General features: G+C 67.3%; 10 protein-coding genes. 4 read left to right on the plus strand and 6 right to left on the minus strand.

Annotated elements, in window-relative coordinates; all coding sequences use genetic code 11:
- Complete coding sequence (locus ACZ1I5_RS00840) at positions 1-1569, minus strand: tryptophan halogenase family protein (protein WP_465171852.1); 1569 nt, start codon at positions 1567-1569, stop codon at positions 1-3.
- Positions 1570-1675: 106 nt separating this feature from the next.
- On the minus strand, positions 1676-4690 hold the full coding sequence (locus tag ACZ1I5_RS00845; protein WP_465171853.1) for a TonB-dependent receptor: 3015 nt from the start codon (positions 4688-4690) through the stop codon (positions 1676-1678).
- Positions 4691-4939: 249 nt separating this feature from the next.
- On the opposite strand from ACZ1I5_RS00845, the gene ACZ1I5_RS00850 reads away from it, so the two are divergent.
- Both ACZ1I5_RS00850 and ACZ1I5_RS00855 read left to right on the plus strand, forming a co-directional pair.
- Positions 4940-7198 (plus strand): beta-glucosidase, encoded by a 2259-nt coding sequence (locus ACZ1I5_RS00850; protein ID WP_465171854.1) that lies wholly within the window; start codon positions 4940-4942, stop codon positions 7196-7198.
- A gap of 207 nt (positions 7199-7405) precedes the next feature.
- On the plus strand, positions 7406-8626 hold the full coding sequence (locus ACZ1I5_RS00855; protein WP_465171855.1) for an MFS transporter: 1221 nt from the start codon (positions 7406-7408) through the stop codon (positions 8624-8626).
- A gap of 124 nt (positions 8627-8750) precedes the next feature.
- Here ACZ1I5_RS00855 and ACZ1I5_RS00860 read toward each other — a convergent pair whose 3' ends face one another.
- From ACZ1I5_RS00860 to ACZ1I5_RS00870, 3 genes are read right to left on the minus strand one after another with little or no spacing between them, the layout of a single operon-like run.
- Entirely contained in the window at positions 8751-10502 is a 1752-nt protein-coding gene (locus tag ACZ1I5_RS00860; protein WP_465171856.1) for an adenylyl cyclase, read from the minus strand.
- Positions 10499-11170 carry a DUF6445 family protein gene (locus ACZ1I5_RS00865; protein WP_465171857.1) on the minus strand — a complete coding sequence of 224 codons (672 nt, stop codon included), beginning with the start codon at positions 11168-11170 and terminating at the stop codon, positions 10499-10501. Before ACZ1I5_RS00865 ends, ACZ1I5_RS00860 begins: the two co-directional genes overlap by 4 nt.
- On the minus strand, positions 11167-11973 hold the full coding sequence (locus ACZ1I5_RS00870; protein WP_465171858.1) for a glycoside hydrolase family 16 protein: 807 nt from the start codon (positions 11971-11973) through the stop codon (positions 11167-11169). Before ACZ1I5_RS00870 ends, ACZ1I5_RS00865 begins: the two co-directional genes overlap by 4 nt.
- A 101-nt stretch (positions 11974-12074) precedes the next feature.
- Between ACZ1I5_RS00870 and ACZ1I5_RS00875 the strand changes: the two genes are divergently transcribed.
- Entirely contained in the window at positions 12075-13358 is a 1284-nt protein-coding gene (locus tag ACZ1I5_RS00875) for a serine hydrolase domain-containing protein (protein ID WP_465171859.1), read from the plus strand.
- Positions 13359-13421: 63 nt separating this feature from the next.
- The gene (locus ACZ1I5_RS00880) at positions 13422-14714 is read left to right on the plus strand and encodes an alpha/beta hydrolase family protein (RefSeq protein ID WP_465171860.1); all 1293 of its coding nucleotides are present in this window, start codon (positions 13422-13424) and stop codon (positions 14712-14714) included.
- Between the two features lie 150 nt (positions 14715-14864).
- Here ACZ1I5_RS00880 and ACZ1I5_RS00885 read toward each other — a convergent pair whose 3' ends face one another.
- Positions 14865-15863, minus strand: coding sequence for a dienelactone hydrolase family protein (locus ACZ1I5_RS00885; RefSeq protein WP_465171861.1), 999 nt, complete (start codon positions 15861-15863; stop codon positions 14865-14867).
- Between the last annotated feature and the right edge of the window lie 189 nt (positions 15864-16052).

Below are 16052 nucleotides of genomic sequence, written 5' to 3' on the forward strand. Positions count from 1 at the left end.
TCAGCGCGTATTTTCCATGGGAGGCGCCATAGCGTGATGCGCGCGCAGCGCATCGAGATAGGCGCGATTGGTGGGCAGGCTGGCGGCGAGCACGCGGGACCGCTGCTCGACCTGGCCGAGCTGTTGCGTCACGCCGTTGCCGGGCGCGCCGAGGATGGCGCCGGCGGGCGGGGCGGGGAAGCCCATGCCGTAGAGGATGTATTGATAGCTCGCCGCGGGGAAGATCTCCTCCGCCGCGGGCAGGTCGGCACGCGACGGCGGCTGGTCGCGCCAGAGGCGGAGCAGATCGGCCAGGCGCGGCGGGATCGAGGCAGGATCGCGGTGGTCGCGCCAATAGGGCTCGTCGCGCGCGCTCAGCACATAATGAAGCTTGAGGAACTCGACGATCCGGTCCCAGCGATAGCGGAACAGCGTATTGAAGCGGTCCGCATGGATCGGCATCACGTCGCGGGTCGCCGGGAAATTGTCGAGCAGCGCCTCCAGCGACAGCTCGGTCAGCACGATCGCCGATGCCTCAAGCGGTTCGAGGAAACCCGCCGACAGCCCGATCGCGAGACAGTTGCGCTCCCAGAAACGCTCGCGATGGCCCGAGCGGAAGGTGAGGCGGCGGAAGGTCAGGCGGTCGGTATCGGCGCCGGGCAGGGCGCGGCGCAGATAGGCGGCGAGGGTCGCTTCGGCCTCCTCGTCGCTCGCGTGGCGCGACGAATAGACGCAGCCCACGCCGCGCCGGGTCGGCAGGCCGATGTCCCAGATCCAGCCTGCGGCGTGCGCGGTAGCGTTGGTCTGCGACGCGATCGGGCTGTCGGGCGCGACCGGCACCTGCACGGCCAGTGCGCGATCATTGAACAGCTCGTGGCTGCGATCGAGGAAATCGACGCCATATTGCCCGCCGATCAGCAGGGCGGCGTGGCCGGTGCAATCGATGAACAGGTCGCCCGCGACATCGCCCGACGCCCGGGTACGGACCGCCGCGATGTCGCCGCCCTGGCGCCGCTCGACCGAGACGACATGGTCGCGGACAAGATGCACGCCGAGCCGATCGGTGGCGTGCCGGCTCAGCAGCGCCGCCAGCTTTGTGGCGTCGAGGTGATAGGCATAGTTCAGCGCGCCGGCATAATCCGGCATGGTGCGCTGGCGCGGCGCCAGGTCGAGCGCGCACGGGCGCGCCTGCGGCGTGACCGTGTCGGCAAAGCCGCGGCCGGGCGCGGCATCGTGCCATGCCGCCACCACGTCGCGCGGATCGCCGTCGATCGGGGCGACGAAGGGGTGGAGATAGGCGTCGCCATCGCCGCCGGTGCGCCAGCCGATAAAACGCGAGCCCTGTTTGAACGAAGCGTCGCAGGCGAGCAGGAATTCGGTCTCGCTGATGCCGATCCGCTCCAGCGTCCGCCGCATCGTTGGCCAGGTGCCCTCGCCGACGCCGATGGTGGGGATATCGGGGGATTCGATCAGCGTCACGCAAAGCGGCGCCGGAGCCGCCGGGTTGGCGCGCGCGGCGATGAGGCACGCCGCGAGCCAGCCGGCGGTGCCGCCGCCGACGATCACGACCCTCGAGACTGCCTCGTCCACGCTACGCGCCTTCATCCACGATCGGCAACTTGCCGCGCCAGGAGAGGAAAAGCCACCCTCGTCGGAGGGTGGCTTTCCTGTCACCGGCAATGTCCCAACGGTCGGATCAGAACGCCGCGCGAACACCGAACGAGTAGCGCGCGAAGCCCGGTGCGACGACGGTCACGTTGCGATCGGACCGCAGATGCTGGCGCCGGCCCGACCCGGTCAGGTTGATGCCCTCGGCAAAGACGCTGATGCCCTTCATGAACTCGTAGCTCGCGCTCGCGTCCACCTGGCCATAGGCTTCGGTGTAAGTCGGATTGATGCCGGTCGAGTTCAGGAATTCGTCGCGCCAGTTATACGCGACGCGCGCCTGGATGCCGTATTTGTCGAAGAACGCCACCGCGTTGGCGCTGTTGCTGAGCCCGGTCAGCGCGAACTGGGTGACGGTCGAAGGCTTGGTATTGTCGTACACCGCGCTGCCGTCGACGATCGTGTAGTTCAGGATGGCGCCGAAGCCGGTATCCCAGAAGCTGTGCTGAATGGCGAATTCCCAGCCATGGAGCGTCGCCGTCTGATCGCTGTTCACCGGCGTGGTGATCTTGAAGTTGAGCGCCGGATCCTCGGGCAGCGAGTAGATCAGGCCCAGCGCCGCGTTCGACGATTGCGGGTAATGCGCGAAGATATACTGGCGGATCTGGGTGGCCGTCGCATTCGGCCCGATCGCCGCGACCGCTGCATTGTAGCGCGGACCGCCCTGGGGGGTGGTCAGGCCGAAGGCAGTGGTGTCGAAGCGCGTGGACGCGATGAAGTTCGCGACGCTCTTGCGGAAATAGCCAACCGACACATAGCTGTCGCGGCCATAATACCATTCGGCCGATAGATCGATGTTCTTCGACTTGTACGGGATCAGGCCCGGATTGCCCTGAGCGCCGGTGCCGCCGCCGACACGGAACAGCCCGTCCAGCGTCCGCCCGCCCTGCATGAGGTCATAGCTCGCGCGGGTGATGGTGTGGCTGTACGAGGCGCGCAGCTTGACGTTGTGGAGCGGCGAAATGTCGAAGTCGATCGACGGCAGCCAGTTATCGTACCGGCCGTCGAATCGGGTGAAGGCGCTGTTGCCCGACAGGACCACGTTGAACTCGTTGTCCGCCACCCACTGCGTGCTGGACGGGACGGGCACGAGCGCCGACGAGGTGATGTCGGTCGATTCGTAGCGCACGCCGGCGACGATGTGCGCCGGATTGCCGAACGCGTCGAACTTCCCGGCCACCTGCACATAAGGCGCCAGCGTCTTTTCGGTGATGCGCCGGTCCGTGTTGAACTGCGCTAGGCAACTGCCCTGGATCGAGGCGCCCGATCGCGGCTGGCTGCACGCCTTGAACTTGGATTCGAGGAGATCGACCATGTCCTCGAAATTGAAGGTGTAGAATTTCTGCGCCATGCCCTGTTGCGCCAGGCCCGGGAACAGGTTGGGCAGCGTCGCGAGCGTGAACATGCTGTCGGGGACCGACGAGGCCGGGCCGATACCACCCCAGCTGTCGTTCTGGATGGTGCCGAAGGCCGAGCGGACCTTGTTCTCGACATAGGAGACGCCGAAATCGAGGCCGTCGAGCAAGCCGCCTTCATGATCATAGTGAATGGCCAGCTGGGCCTGATTGATCTCGTCCCTGAAATAGGCGTTGCGGAAGGCGTTGCCGGTCGGCGTGATCAGCGCCGCGTTGAGCGGGTCGATGCCGGGGGCCATGTTGTACGAGATGACCGGCAGATCGTGGTCGAAGTTGATGGTCTGGTTCTGGACGCCGAAGATCGCGGTGCCGACGGACATGCTCGAGCCGAACCGGTTGGTCGGCTTCACTTCCGCGGTGGAATGATGGCCATCCAGCGTCACCGTCACCCCGCCCGGCGCTTTCCACACCAGGTTGCCGCCGAGCGACTTGTTCTCGGCGCGGTTGGCGGTGAGCGAGCCGCTATAGGACAGGTCCTTGCCGACGTTGCAGACCGTCGACGGCGCCACGCACCCCGCATCCGGCACCGCGAAGCGTTCGGTATAGAAGACCGGGCCGGCGACCGGGCCGTCAGTCCAGGAACTCGACGTGTCGCCATGGTTGAACCAGATGCCGACATTGCTGTTGCGGATTTCGACGGTGTTGCGCGAATAGGTATAGTCGATCGTCGCGGTCAGCTCGTCGGTCGGGCGGAATTGCAGGACGGCCTGGCCGTTGATGCGCTCGCGATCGATGTCGTTGAACTCGTACGACGCGTTCTGCGGCACCTGATAGACATCGGTCGGATCGGGCCGGTTGGTGATGTTCGCGGCGCCCGGGCTGCCGGGCTGCGCCAGCGAGCCCCAGTTGTTCTCGTTGCCGAGATACCCGTCGCGCCAGCCGACGACGCCCTGGTTCGTGCTTGCCTTGCGCTTCTGGTAGGATCCGATGATCGCGATGCCGATCCGGTCGTCCGCGAAGGTGCTGCTGAAGATGCCCGAGACTTCCGGCGTGATGTCGTTCTTGCCGTTCTGCGAGCTGTCGATCACGCCCTTGACGGTGAGGCTGCCGCGCATGCCGGGCCGGTCGAGCGGGCGCGGGGTCCGGATGTTGATGGTCGAGCCGATGCCGCCCGATTCGATCGAGGCGCGACCGCTCTTGTAGACCTCGACCGCGGCGATGCCTTCGGAGGCGAGGTTGGCGAAGTCGAAGGAACGCGAGGACGGCGCGCTGCCGCCGTCGCCGATCAGCGCGGTCGGCATCTGGCGGCCGTTGAGCGTCACCAGGTTGAATTCGGGCCCGAAGCCGCGGACGGTGACGAGCGAGCCCTCGCCGTTGGACCGGTCGATCGACACGCCGGTGATGCGCTGAAGCGATTCGGCGAGGTTGGTGTCGGGGAATTTGCCGATGTCCTCGGCCGAGATCGCATCGACCACGCCCTGCGAGTCGCGCTTGATGTCGAGCGCCTGCCGCAAGCTGGCGCGGATGCCGGTGACGACGATATCGGGTTCATCGGCAGCCGGCTGATCCTGGACCAGGCCACCCGCTGCATTCGCGTCCTGCGCATGGGCCGTGCCGGACACCGTGGCGATCGCCAGAACCGATGCTCCAACCACGAATCGCGAAAGCACGCGAGTAGAACGACGCCGCATATATCCTCCCCTGTTTTATCAGTGCAGCTTGATCCGCACTTTATTGATAACGTTCACTTGCGAAATTTGTCGTGCGTTGTCAAGGTCCTTCGCGGAAAGCCGCAAATGGCACCGAATCGGCCTGAGTGGTTGTGAACGTTAGCAATTTGCATGTTTTCGGGCGATTGCGGGTTTCGCCACCCGCGCAAATCATCACCGGGCTGGTGCAAATCGGCAACGGATTCGAGGGGAAAGAGGATGTCGAAAAGGATGCAGGCCATATTGGCCGCGGTGTCGGTTCTCGCACTGACGGGGGCGGCGGCGAGCATCGCCCAGCCGCAGAGCGCCGCCAGGAAGAGCGTCGGCACCAAGAGTGTCAGGCAGGACGCCCGCGCGCGGGCCACCGCGATCGTCGCGAAGATGACGCTCGATGAAAAGATCGGGCTGGTCCATGGTCTGTTCCCGCCCATGGCCAAGGGCAAGACCAGGCATGAGCTGATCCCCTCGGCCGGCCATATCGACGGCGTGCCGCGGTTGGGCGTGCCGTTGCTGCGCGAGAGCGATGCGTCGCTCGGCGTCGCCAACCAGGTCGAGCAGCGCAAGGGCGATGTCGCCACCGCGCTGCCGTCGAGCCTGGCGACGGCGGCGAGCTTCGACCCCGAGATCGCCCGCGCCGGCGGGGTGATGATCGGCGCGGAAGCGCGCGCCAAGCGCTTCAACGTGCTGCTCGCGGGCGGCGTCAACCTGACGCGCGACCCGTGGAACGGACGCAATTTCGAATATCTCGGCGAGGATCCTCTGCTCGCGGGCACCCTGGCGGGCGCGCATATCGCCGGGGTCCAGTCCAACCGCATCGTCTCCACGGTCAAGCATTTCGCGCTCAACGCGCAGGAGACCGGTCGGATGGTGGTGGATGCGCGGATCGACGAAGCGAGCTTCCGCGAAAGCGACCTGCTTGCCTTCCAGATCGCGATCGAGCGCGGCAGGCCCGGCTCGGTGATGTGCTCGTACAACAAGGTCAATGGCGACTGGGCGTGCGAGAACGACTTCCTGCTGAACAAGGTGCTGAAGCGCGACTGGGGCTATCCAGGCTGGGTGATGAGCGACTGGGGCGGGGTGCATTCGACCGCCAAGGCCGCCAATGCCGGGCTCGACCAGGAATCGGGCCAGGAACTGGACAGCGAGATCTTCTTCGACAGGCTCAAGGCCGATGTCGAGGCGGGCAAGGTGCCGATGGCGCGGCTCGACGACATGGTGGTGCGCTATCTGACCGGGCTCATCGAGACGGGACTGTTCGACGCGCCGGTGGCGGATACGGTGCAGCCGATCCCCTATGCGCAGCATGCCGAGGTGGCGCAGCGCGCGGCCGAGGCGGGCATCGTGCTGCTGAAGAATGACGGCGGCGTGCTGCCGCTCGCGGCGACGGCGAAACGGATCGTGGTGATCGGCGGCAATGCCGATGTCGGCGTCCTGTCGGGCGGCGGATCGAGCCAGGTGCGGTCGGTCGGCGGTGCCCCGATCGAGATTCCGCTGACGTCCGGGGCGGCGATGTCCTTCGCGCGCGTCACCTATCATGCGTCCGCGCCGCTCAAGGCGTTGCGCGCGGCGATGCCGCAAGCCGAGATCTGCTATGTCGACGGCAAGGACGTTGCGGCGGCCGCAGCGGCGGCGCGGGGTGCCGATGTCGCGATCGTGTTTGCGACTCAGTGGACGACCGAGGCGCAGGACGTGCCGGACCTGTCGCTGCCCGATGGGCAGGACGCGCTGATCGCGGCGGTGGCCGCGGCGCAGCCGAAGACGGTGGCGGTGCTCGAGACCGGCGGGCCCGTGCTGATGCCATGGATCAAGGCGGTGCCGGCGGTGGTACAGGCCTGGTATCCCGGCCAGCGCGGCGGCGAGGCGATCGCCAATGTGCTGACGGGCAGGGTCAATCCCTCGGGCCGCCTGCCGATCACCTTCCTTGCTTCGGCGGAGCAGGCGCCGCGCCCGGCGCCGGTCGGGCTCGATACGATGACCTCGCTCGAAGCGCAGGCAGCGGCGGACCCTGCCAATGCGAGCAAGTTCAAGCTGGCGAGCTTTCCGGTCGATTATGTCGAGGGCGCCGATGTCGGCTATCGCTGGTACGAGAAAAAGGGCCGGCAGCCGCTCTTCGCCTTCGGGCATGGGCTCAGTTACACCAGCTTCACCTATCGGCGGCCGGTGGTGACCGGGGGCAAGACCCTGAGCCTCTCGTTCGAGGTGGTGAACAGCGGTAGCCGCGCTGGCGCCGACGTGCCGCAACTGTATGTCACGCGGGAGGGATCGAAGGCGCCGATGCGCCTTGCCGCGTTCACGCGCATCACCTTGAAGCCGGGCGAGGTGCGGCGCGTGACCCTGACCGCCGAGCCACGCATCCTGGCTGATTATGACGTCAAGCTGCCCGGGTGGCGGATCGCGGGCGGCACATACCGGGTGGCGCTGGGGCGTGACGCGACGGATCGCTCGATCGTCTCGACCGCCACGGTGGCGGCGGCGACGATGAAGCCGTGAGCACTTCTGTCATGCCGGACTTGTTCCGGCATCCATTCTGCGGCGAGGCGCAGCGTGCATCATGAAGCGCTGCGCTTGGACCACGATGGACCCCGGAACAAGTCCGGGGTGACGATTGAGGGATGATGAGCCGACACTAAGGATCGGCGCCCCCAACCCCGGCAGTTGCCGATTGCCGCCGGCACGGGCAAGGTCGGGCGACCGCTGATGCCTTTCCCCCCCGCTCCTGCGCTCGCGGCCGGACCGCGCACCGGCCACCGGCCGATCGGCTTCCTGCTGATCTATGCGATCGCGCATGCCGGCGGGGTGATGGCGTATATGCCGCTGCTCAGCATGCTGCTGCCGATGAAGATCGAGGGCGTGTCGGGCGCGGCGCGGATCGATGTGTTCACCGCGACGGTGGTGTGCGGCGCGATCGCGGCGAGCCTGTGCGGCATATTGTTCGGCTGGCTGAGCGACCGGTCGGTCGCCGCGGGTGGCGGGCGCCGTCGCTGGGTGGCGGGCGGGATGATCGTGACGGCCCTTACCTATGCGCTGGTCGCGGCGGCCTCGACGCCGGGGGCGATCATCATGGCGACGATCCTGTTCCAGGTTGCGCTCAACGCGATGCTCGGGCCGCTCGCCGCGATCATGGCGGACGAAGTGCCCGATGCGCAAAAGGGTCTGACCGGCGGCCTGCTGGCGCTGGCCAACCCCTCGGCGTCGGCGGTGCTGGCGATCGTGGTGGGCCTGCACCGGCTGGGCGAGGTGACTCAGTTCGGGCTCGTGGTGCTGGCGTTCACGGCGTGCGTCACGCCGCTGCTGCTGTCGCGGTCGATCCCGGTGCCGGTCGGGAGCGAACCGCGCCCGGTTTTCACCTCGCCCCGGCGCGATCTCGCTATCGCCTGGGCGGCGCGGCTGTTCGTGCAGGTCGCGGGCGCGGTGCTGTCGCTGTACCTGCTTTATTATTTCGAGAGCATCACCAGTGAAGACCCGCGCGACCTGGCGCTGCGGGTCGGGCATCTGCTGGCGATATCCTTCATCGTGCCGCTGCCGATCGCGGTGCTGGTCGGCCGCCTGTCCGACCGGATCGATCGCCGCAAGCCGTTCCTGCTCGCCGCGGCGATGGTGGCGGCGATGGGCTTGCTCGGCATGGCGTTTGCCCGGGACTGGACCATGGGGGCGGCGGCGTTCGCGCTCTACGCGATCGGATCGGGCGTGTTCCTGCCGCTGCACGCGGCCTTTGCGATGCAGTTGCTGCCCGACCCCGATCATCGCGGGCGCGATCTCGGGCTGATCAACCTGACCAATACCTTGCCCTCGTTCCTCGGCCCGTTGCTGACCTGGTCGCTGGCGACGCCGCGCGATTTCAGCACGCTGATGCTGGCACTGGTGGGGCTGACCCTGTGCGGCGGGCTGAGCGTGATCGGGGTGCGCGGGCGGCGTTAGAATCAGACTACCACTCTCCGTTCGCCCTGAGCTTGTCGAAGGGCTGTTCTTTCTTCCGCGGAAGGGAAGAGCAGGGCTTCGACAAGCTCAGCCCGAACGGAGAGGGGGCAATCGGGCCGAAACTCTAGGGATAGCTGACCAGCGTCTGCTTGATCGCCCCGGGCTCTGCCGCGGCGCCGGCCTGGTTGACGAGATGCGCAATCGTGCCCTTGCCGCCGCCGAGCGAGATGGTCGTGACGTTCGAGAACCGGACGCCCGGTTTGTGCGGCGCCTCGATCGCGCTTTCGACGACGATGCTCGGGTCGGCGGTGAAGTTCGCATAGATGCCGAGCGCGACTGCCTGGTGGTCCTCCACCCGGTCGGCGACCTTGTAGGCGGCCCAGCCGCGTATGGTGCCGGCCATGTACGCGGCCTGGTTCGGCGGGTCGTAGGGCAGCTCGTTCTGGTAGAACCAGGTCCGGCCACGCTCGCCGTTCCACAGCGTGTTGTAGCGGCGGAAATGCTCGACGAAGAGCGCGCACATCGTCACGTCGTCGCCGTTCACCACCAGCCCCTGATTGCCGATGCTTTCGTCCCAGCCGACATGGATCCGGCCGCTTGCCCGGTCGCCATGATCGGCACGCCAGATCCACAGATGGTCGCCGATGACGTGGTGGCTGTTGATCTCGAGACAGGTCTCGGCATTGCCGATCGTCGCACCGCCGACGCGGAAGAACAGGTCGGAGAGCAGGGTCGGATTGGCGCGGTGATCGCGGTTGGCGCCCCTTGGCCCGATCTCGACCAGTACGGGTGAAAGGGCGGGGCCGGCGTCGATCATCAGCCCGGCGATGGTGACGCCGGGCACGTCCGCGACGGCGATCGCCTTGCTGCCCCTCTCCGCCAGCAGGGTGGCGAGGCCGAGGCCGAGGACAACGGTGTTCGCGCGCGCGATGCGGAGGGGCGCGTCGAGGCGGTAGATGCCCGGCGTGAGCAACAGATGCCGGCCACGGGCCAGCGCCGCATTGAGCTGGCTGGCCGACATTTCGGGCCTGGCGATGAAGAAGCGCGCGAGTGGGATCGAGGTGCCGCGCGGTTTCCCGCCTTCCCAGCTCACGCCGCTTGCGTTGCGGCGGAGGGCAGGCATGAACACCTTCCACGCGCCGGACGCGTCGATGTGCAGGAACGGCTTTTCCCGTATGATCGGCACAGTCGGAATGCTGGTATAGGGCGGATCGGGAAAGCTCGTGGCGGGGGCGCCCTCGACGCCCATGAACATCATGTTCCAGTTCGATCCCTGCCAGCCGCGCAGCGCGCTGCTGCGGGTGAACCATTGCTGCTGCGAGCCGGAGCGGATCACCCCGTCGATGCGACAATCGGCAATGAAGCCGCCACTCGACCAGCCGCCATCGTCGAGCGCAAGGTCGCCGGCGAGATGGACCCGGCGATAGGGGGCCGCCTGCGATACGGCCCAACGATCGGCCCCGTCAGGTGGGCGGACTGCGAGATTCTCGACGCCGCGCCAGAAATTGACCAGCGCCATGCCTTTGGCCCAGTCCGCCTCGGCATGGACATGGCCGTTGACGATCACGTCGCCGGGCAGCGCGCCGAGCCCGGCGACCTGGGTGAAGAAGCCGATATTGACGTCGAGATCGTAGCGGCCGGGCTTGAACAGGATGGCGTGGCGCTCGTCCGTGAAATGCGCGCGTTCCATCGACTGGAAGATCGCGTCGAGCCGCTGCTGCAGCTCGGCGCGGGGCATTGACGGGTCGGCGATCAGGACGTTCGGGCCGAGATCGGGATCGCGCGTGCGGGCCGTGGCGGGGCCGGCCGCCGTGGCGATAGCGGTTCCGGCAAGTCCGGCGACCACCGTCCGGCGGGTCGGGTTCGTCTCCATCATATTTTCTCCACCGACAGGAAGGCAGTGACCGTCAGGCGGCCTTTGGCGGGATCGGGCGAGAGCTGCGCGTCCGGGCGGATCGCGCCGCTGTGCAAAACATAGCTCCGGTAGATCAGCGCGCGGTTTAAGCGCGCCTCGGCAAGCAGGGTGCGCTCGAACAAGGGTGTGTCGCCGGCGACATAGCTGTGCGGCGGTTCGCCGCCATGGCGAAGCTCGGCGTCGAGCTGGCCGAGATAGATCGGGGCGCGGATCTGGTCGACCGTCTCGAACCCGGTCGAGCGGTGCCGGAAAAAGGCAGTGCCGTTGCCTTCGGAGAGGTAGTGGATCAGTGCGATTCGCTCGACCGCGAAGGCGTCGCAATGCGGCAGGCGTTGCTGGACCGACAACGCCGTGGGATCGGTGGTGACCATCGAGAAGCTGGCGTCGATCAGCGCGATCGTGCCGGGCTGGCCGAAGATGTCCGCAAGCACCCTGGCGATGACCGGCTGTTGCGTCGACATGTACGCCGCCGGCAGGGGGGCGCGGATGCCGGGATAATGGTGCAGGGCCGGGCCGAACTCGGCTGCGATCGCGGTGGCGCGGAGCGCGTCGGGATCGGGCGCGAAATCGTCGATGACGACGAGCGGCTGTTGCTCGCGGCCGATGCGATGGACGGTGATGTCGCTCATCGCGGTTTCCAGTAGCGCACATAATCGACGCTCATGCGCTGCGGCAGCGCCGAATCGTCGACGCCCTTCGCGCCGCCCCAGTCACCGCCGATGGCGAGGTTGAGGATGAGGTTATAGGGGCGGGTGAACGGCCAGGCGGGTTTGCCGCCGGGCTGGTCGTTGTTCACGCGTAGATAGGCGCGGCCATCGACGCCGATGGTGATCGAGTCGGCGCGCCAGTCGAGCTGGTAGCGGTGGAAGTCGGAACAGCTGGTCGGCACCAGCTTCTCGGCGCCGCGCTGTGTGCCCCTGGCGTGGTTGAAGGCGCCGGTGTGGAGCGTCGCGTGGACGATCCGCGGTTGCCAGCCGACCATTTCCATCAGGTCGATCTCGCCCTCGTCGGGCCATTTGCCGTCGGGCGGGAGCAGCCAGATCGCGGGCCAGGTGCCGCGGGCGCAAGGGAGTTTCGCGCGGATTTCGTAGAAGCCATGGCCATGGGCCTTGCGGCTGACGAGCTTGGCGGAGGTATAGGCCTGGCCGCCCCAGTCGGGCTTGATGGGCAGCTTTTCGCGGCGGGCTTCGATGACCAGCGCGCCCTGCTCGATCGAGGCATTTTCGGGGGCGTAATATTGCAGTTCGTGGTTAAACCAGCCCTGGGCGTTGCGCTCCGTGTCGAAGCGCCAGATGGCGGTGTCGATCCGCTTGCCGTCGAACTCGTCGGCCCAGTCGGGCACCGTGGAGGGCGCTTCCATCGGCGCGTCGACGGTGTAGTTGGTCGCGGCCAGGCTTGCCGCCTGGAGCGTCATCAGGATGAGCGGGCTCATCGGGCGGCAATCCTCTTCCGGTCAAGGCTGGCCTCGGGTAAGTCTCTTGTAAAGCCAGCGTTGTGAACGTTATCGTGGGCGGCGACAGGGGAGAAGCTGAAATGCAGCGACGCAGCGCATTGGCCACGATCATGCTCGGCCTGGCCGCACCGAAAATGGCGTGGGCCGGTGCGGGAGGCGCGGGCGCGGACAAGGCAGGCGTCACCATCGACCGGGCGCGAATCGACGCGGCGCTGCGCCAGATGGTGTCCAGCGGCCGCGCGACGGGCGCCTCGGCGCTGGTCTGGCAGAAGGGCGCGGAACGCTATTTCGGTGCGGCGGGCGAGGCCGATCGCGAGGCGCACCGGCCGATGCGGCGCGATACGCTGGTGCAGATATTCTCGATGACCAAGCCGGTGACCGGCGTCGCGCTGATGCAGCTGTGGGAGCAGGGCAAGTTCGGGCTCGACGATCCGCTCGAACGCTATCTGCCCGAGTTCGGCGCGGTGAAGGTGATCGACGGCACGGGGGCGGACGGCAAGCCGGTCCTGCGTGCGCCGGCGCGGCCGATCAGCGTGCGCGACATCATGCGGCATACCGCGGGGTTCTCCTATGGCATGCGCGATACTACCGCCGATATGATCTTCCATCAGATCGATCCGCTCGCCCTGACCAACAGCCTCGACGAGATGGGCAGGAAGCTGGCGCAGGTGCCTTTGCTGTTCGATCCGGGGGCTGAATGGAGCTACAGCACCGGGGTCGATGTTCAGGCCCTGCTGGTGGAGAAATTGACGGGAGAGCCGTTCGAACAGCATGTCCGGCGCGCGATCCTCGATCCGCTGGGCATGCGCGAGACCGGCTGGACTCAGCCCGAGGAGCGTTTCGCGCGCTTTGCGGCGAGTTATGACAAACAGACCGACGGGAAGCTTCTGCGCCAGCCCGACGAGAAGACACGCGCGCTGAATTTCGGTCCGCGCCGGTTGACGATGGGCGGGGCCGGGCTCGCCTCGACCCTCGACGATTATATGCGGTTCGCGCGCATGCTGCTCGGGCGCGGCACGCTGGAGGGCGTGCGCATCCTCGCGCCGTCCACGGTGAGGCTGATGTCGACCGACCAGCTCGACCCGCGAATCACGCGGCGTTTCTTCCTGCCGGGCAAGGGATCAGTCGGGTTCGGCTTCGACTTCGCGGTGCGCACGGCGCGGCCGCGCGACGCGAAGGAGAATCGCGGCGCAGTCGGCGAGTTCTTTTGGGATGGGGCGGAGACGACCCTGTTCTGGGTCGATCCGGCCAATGACATGGCAGTGGTGTTCTTCGTGCAGGTCAGGCCATTCGACGGGACGCTACACCATGACATCCGGGCCGCGGTCTATGGCGCCGACTATCTCGGGCCGCCCGGAGACTGACGTCAACAAGCGACATTGCAAACGCTTTCATCGGCTCTATCATGACCGGTGAGGGAGAGATGCATGCGCCTTGTACGCGGGATAGTAGCCGCGTTGGCCGTGATCATGACGACGCCCGTGGCGGCCGGCGGACAGGATCCGGCGGTGCGGCAGGCGGACGGGACATTGGCCGACGGCGCGCTGTGGCGCGCGACGATCCCGGCGAACTGGAACGGCACGTTGCTGCTGTGGAGCCATGGCTATTCGCAGGTTCGCGGCAGCACCGCGGAAGATGGCCCGGCGGCACATCGCGAGAAGCTGCTGGCGGCGGGTTATGCGCTGGCGGGGTCGACCTATGCCGATGGCGGCTGGGCGCTGGAGTCGGCGGTGCCCGACCAGCTCGGCACGCTCGCCGCGTTCGAGCGGAAGTTCGGCAAGCCGAAACGCGTCATCGCCTGGGGCATGTCGATGGGCGCGCTGGTGACGACCGCGATCGTCGAGCGGTCGCCGCGCCGGGTCGATGGCGGGCTGGCCTTGTGCGGGTCGATCGGCGGGGCGATCGGCATGATGAACATGGCGCTCGACGGCGCCTATGCCTTTCGTACGCTGGTCGCGCCCGAGGCCGGGATCAGGCTGGTGCGGACGGGCGACGATCGCGAGAATGCGGGGCGGGTGACGGCCGCGCTGAAGGAGGCGCAGGGCAGTGCCGCCGGGCGTGCTCGGGTGGCGCTGGCGGCGGTGCTGGCCGGCCTGCCGGGATGGACGACGCCGAACAGCCAACACCCGACGGTCGGCGATTATGCTGCGCAGCAATCGGAGATGGCGAAGAGCTTTGCGATGGGCGTGTTCCTGCCGCGCGGCGATCAGGAGCGCCGGGCGGGCGGAGTGTTTTCGTGGAACACCGGCGTCGATTATGCGGCGCAGTTGAAGATATCGGGCCGCGAGGCGATGGTGCGGGCGCTGTACCGCGAGGTGGGGATCGATCTCGACGCTGACCTGGCCGTGCTGGCCAGGAGCGAGCGGGTGGCGGCCGACCCGGCGGCGGTGGCGTATATGACGAGCCACTATACCCCTGATGCGAAACCGCTGGCGCCGCTGCTGGCGGTACAGATGACGGGCGACGGCCTGACCTCGCCGTCGCTGCAACAGGCCTATGCCGATGCGGCCAAAGCGAGCGGCCGGGGCGCGCTGGTGAAGCCTTTATGGGTCGAGGGCGCGGGGCATTGCAACTTCCCGACCCCGGTGGTGCTGGCGTCCTTGTCCTATCTGGGGGAACGGCTGGATACGCGGCGCTGGCCGGCTCCGGCCGCGACCTTCGTGGCCCATATGCCGGCGCCGATGCTGCGGCCCTGCGTGCGGGGGAAGACGTGCCGGTGATGACAGTTTGGTCGGCCGAACGACTAAAACAGACCGTCACCCCGGACTTGTTCCGGGGTCCATCGGTCCGCAAACACAACATCTGCGGCGCTTGCGGAGGAATGGATGCCGGAACAAGTCCGGCATGACGACAGGCTTGAGGTGAAGACCCTATTCGATCCCCTTGCGCTCGACCGTCCAGGCGGGGTCGGTGCACAGGCCGCAGTCCTTGCCGGTGAAGCGTAGCGCGGCGCGCTTGTCGCCCGCCAATTGCCAGTCGAGCCAGTCGACCGCCACCGCTGCCGCCGCGCCGCCATTGGGCTGGGTGAAGGTGCCGCCATGGCCGACACCGAGATTGGCGACCATCACCGGCACGGTGTCGATCCGTTTGAAATCGTCCATGCCATTGGGATAGGCGACGTCCTTCGGCCCGCCGAGAATGTACAGCACCGGGGTGTGCAGCCGCTTGAGCAATGCCTTGTCGACGGTGATGCCGCTGATCGGGTTGCTGCCGTCAGCGAAGATACCGCTATTGTGGATGATCACGGCGTGGACGCGCGGATCGATCGCTGCCTCGAGCGCCTGGAGCCCGCCGCAGCTATGGCCGGAAACCGCGATCCTGTCGGTGTCGAGCTTGCCGAAGAACGGGCTGCCCGGCCGCTTGTTCTCGGCATAGGCCCAGTCGATCGCCGCGATCAGCGCGGCTGACGTAGTCGCGACCGGGGGCAGCTTGCCCGTCGCTGGATCGATGCCGCGCTCGGGCACCTTGGCCGGCTGCGCGCCCGGGCCGCTGAGGATCGCGCCGGGTGCGATGGCGAGATAGCCGTGCGAGGCGATCTCGGCGAGGTGGAGCCGCGCGCCGGCACCGTCGGCGCGGCAGCCGCCATTGCCCCAGGCGAGAATGCCGAGCTTGCGCGTGCCGAGCGCCGCCAGATCGGCCGGGCGATAGACGACATGATCGGGCAGGGAGGCGACGACCTGCTTGACCGCGGGATAGGGGCCGGTGCCGGGCGTATCGGGCATCGCTGCATAGGCGGCACGCTGCGCCGCCATCTCCCTGGCGAGGTCGGCGTTGGCCTGCGGGCTGACCTGGGCGGACGCGGTGGAAAGGGCCATGGCCGCCAGCAAGCTGGTCATCGCCGTGCCGCGCGCGAGGTGCCGATACCGCATCCGTCTCTCCCTGTTCGACGCCCGAGTCGCACGCCGATTGACCGGTCGTGGCGCGGGAATCCGCCTGATTTCAACGGCCAGCCTATCGACGGATCGGCAGGCTTGCAAGCGCTTGCAATCAGCTTATACAGATTGTTATAAGTCATTACTTCCGGTGCGGCGATGAGCGTCCACCGGGCTCAAGGGAGT

The sequence above is a fragment of the Sphingomonas sp. BL-S-30 genome (genome assembly GCF_055521475.1).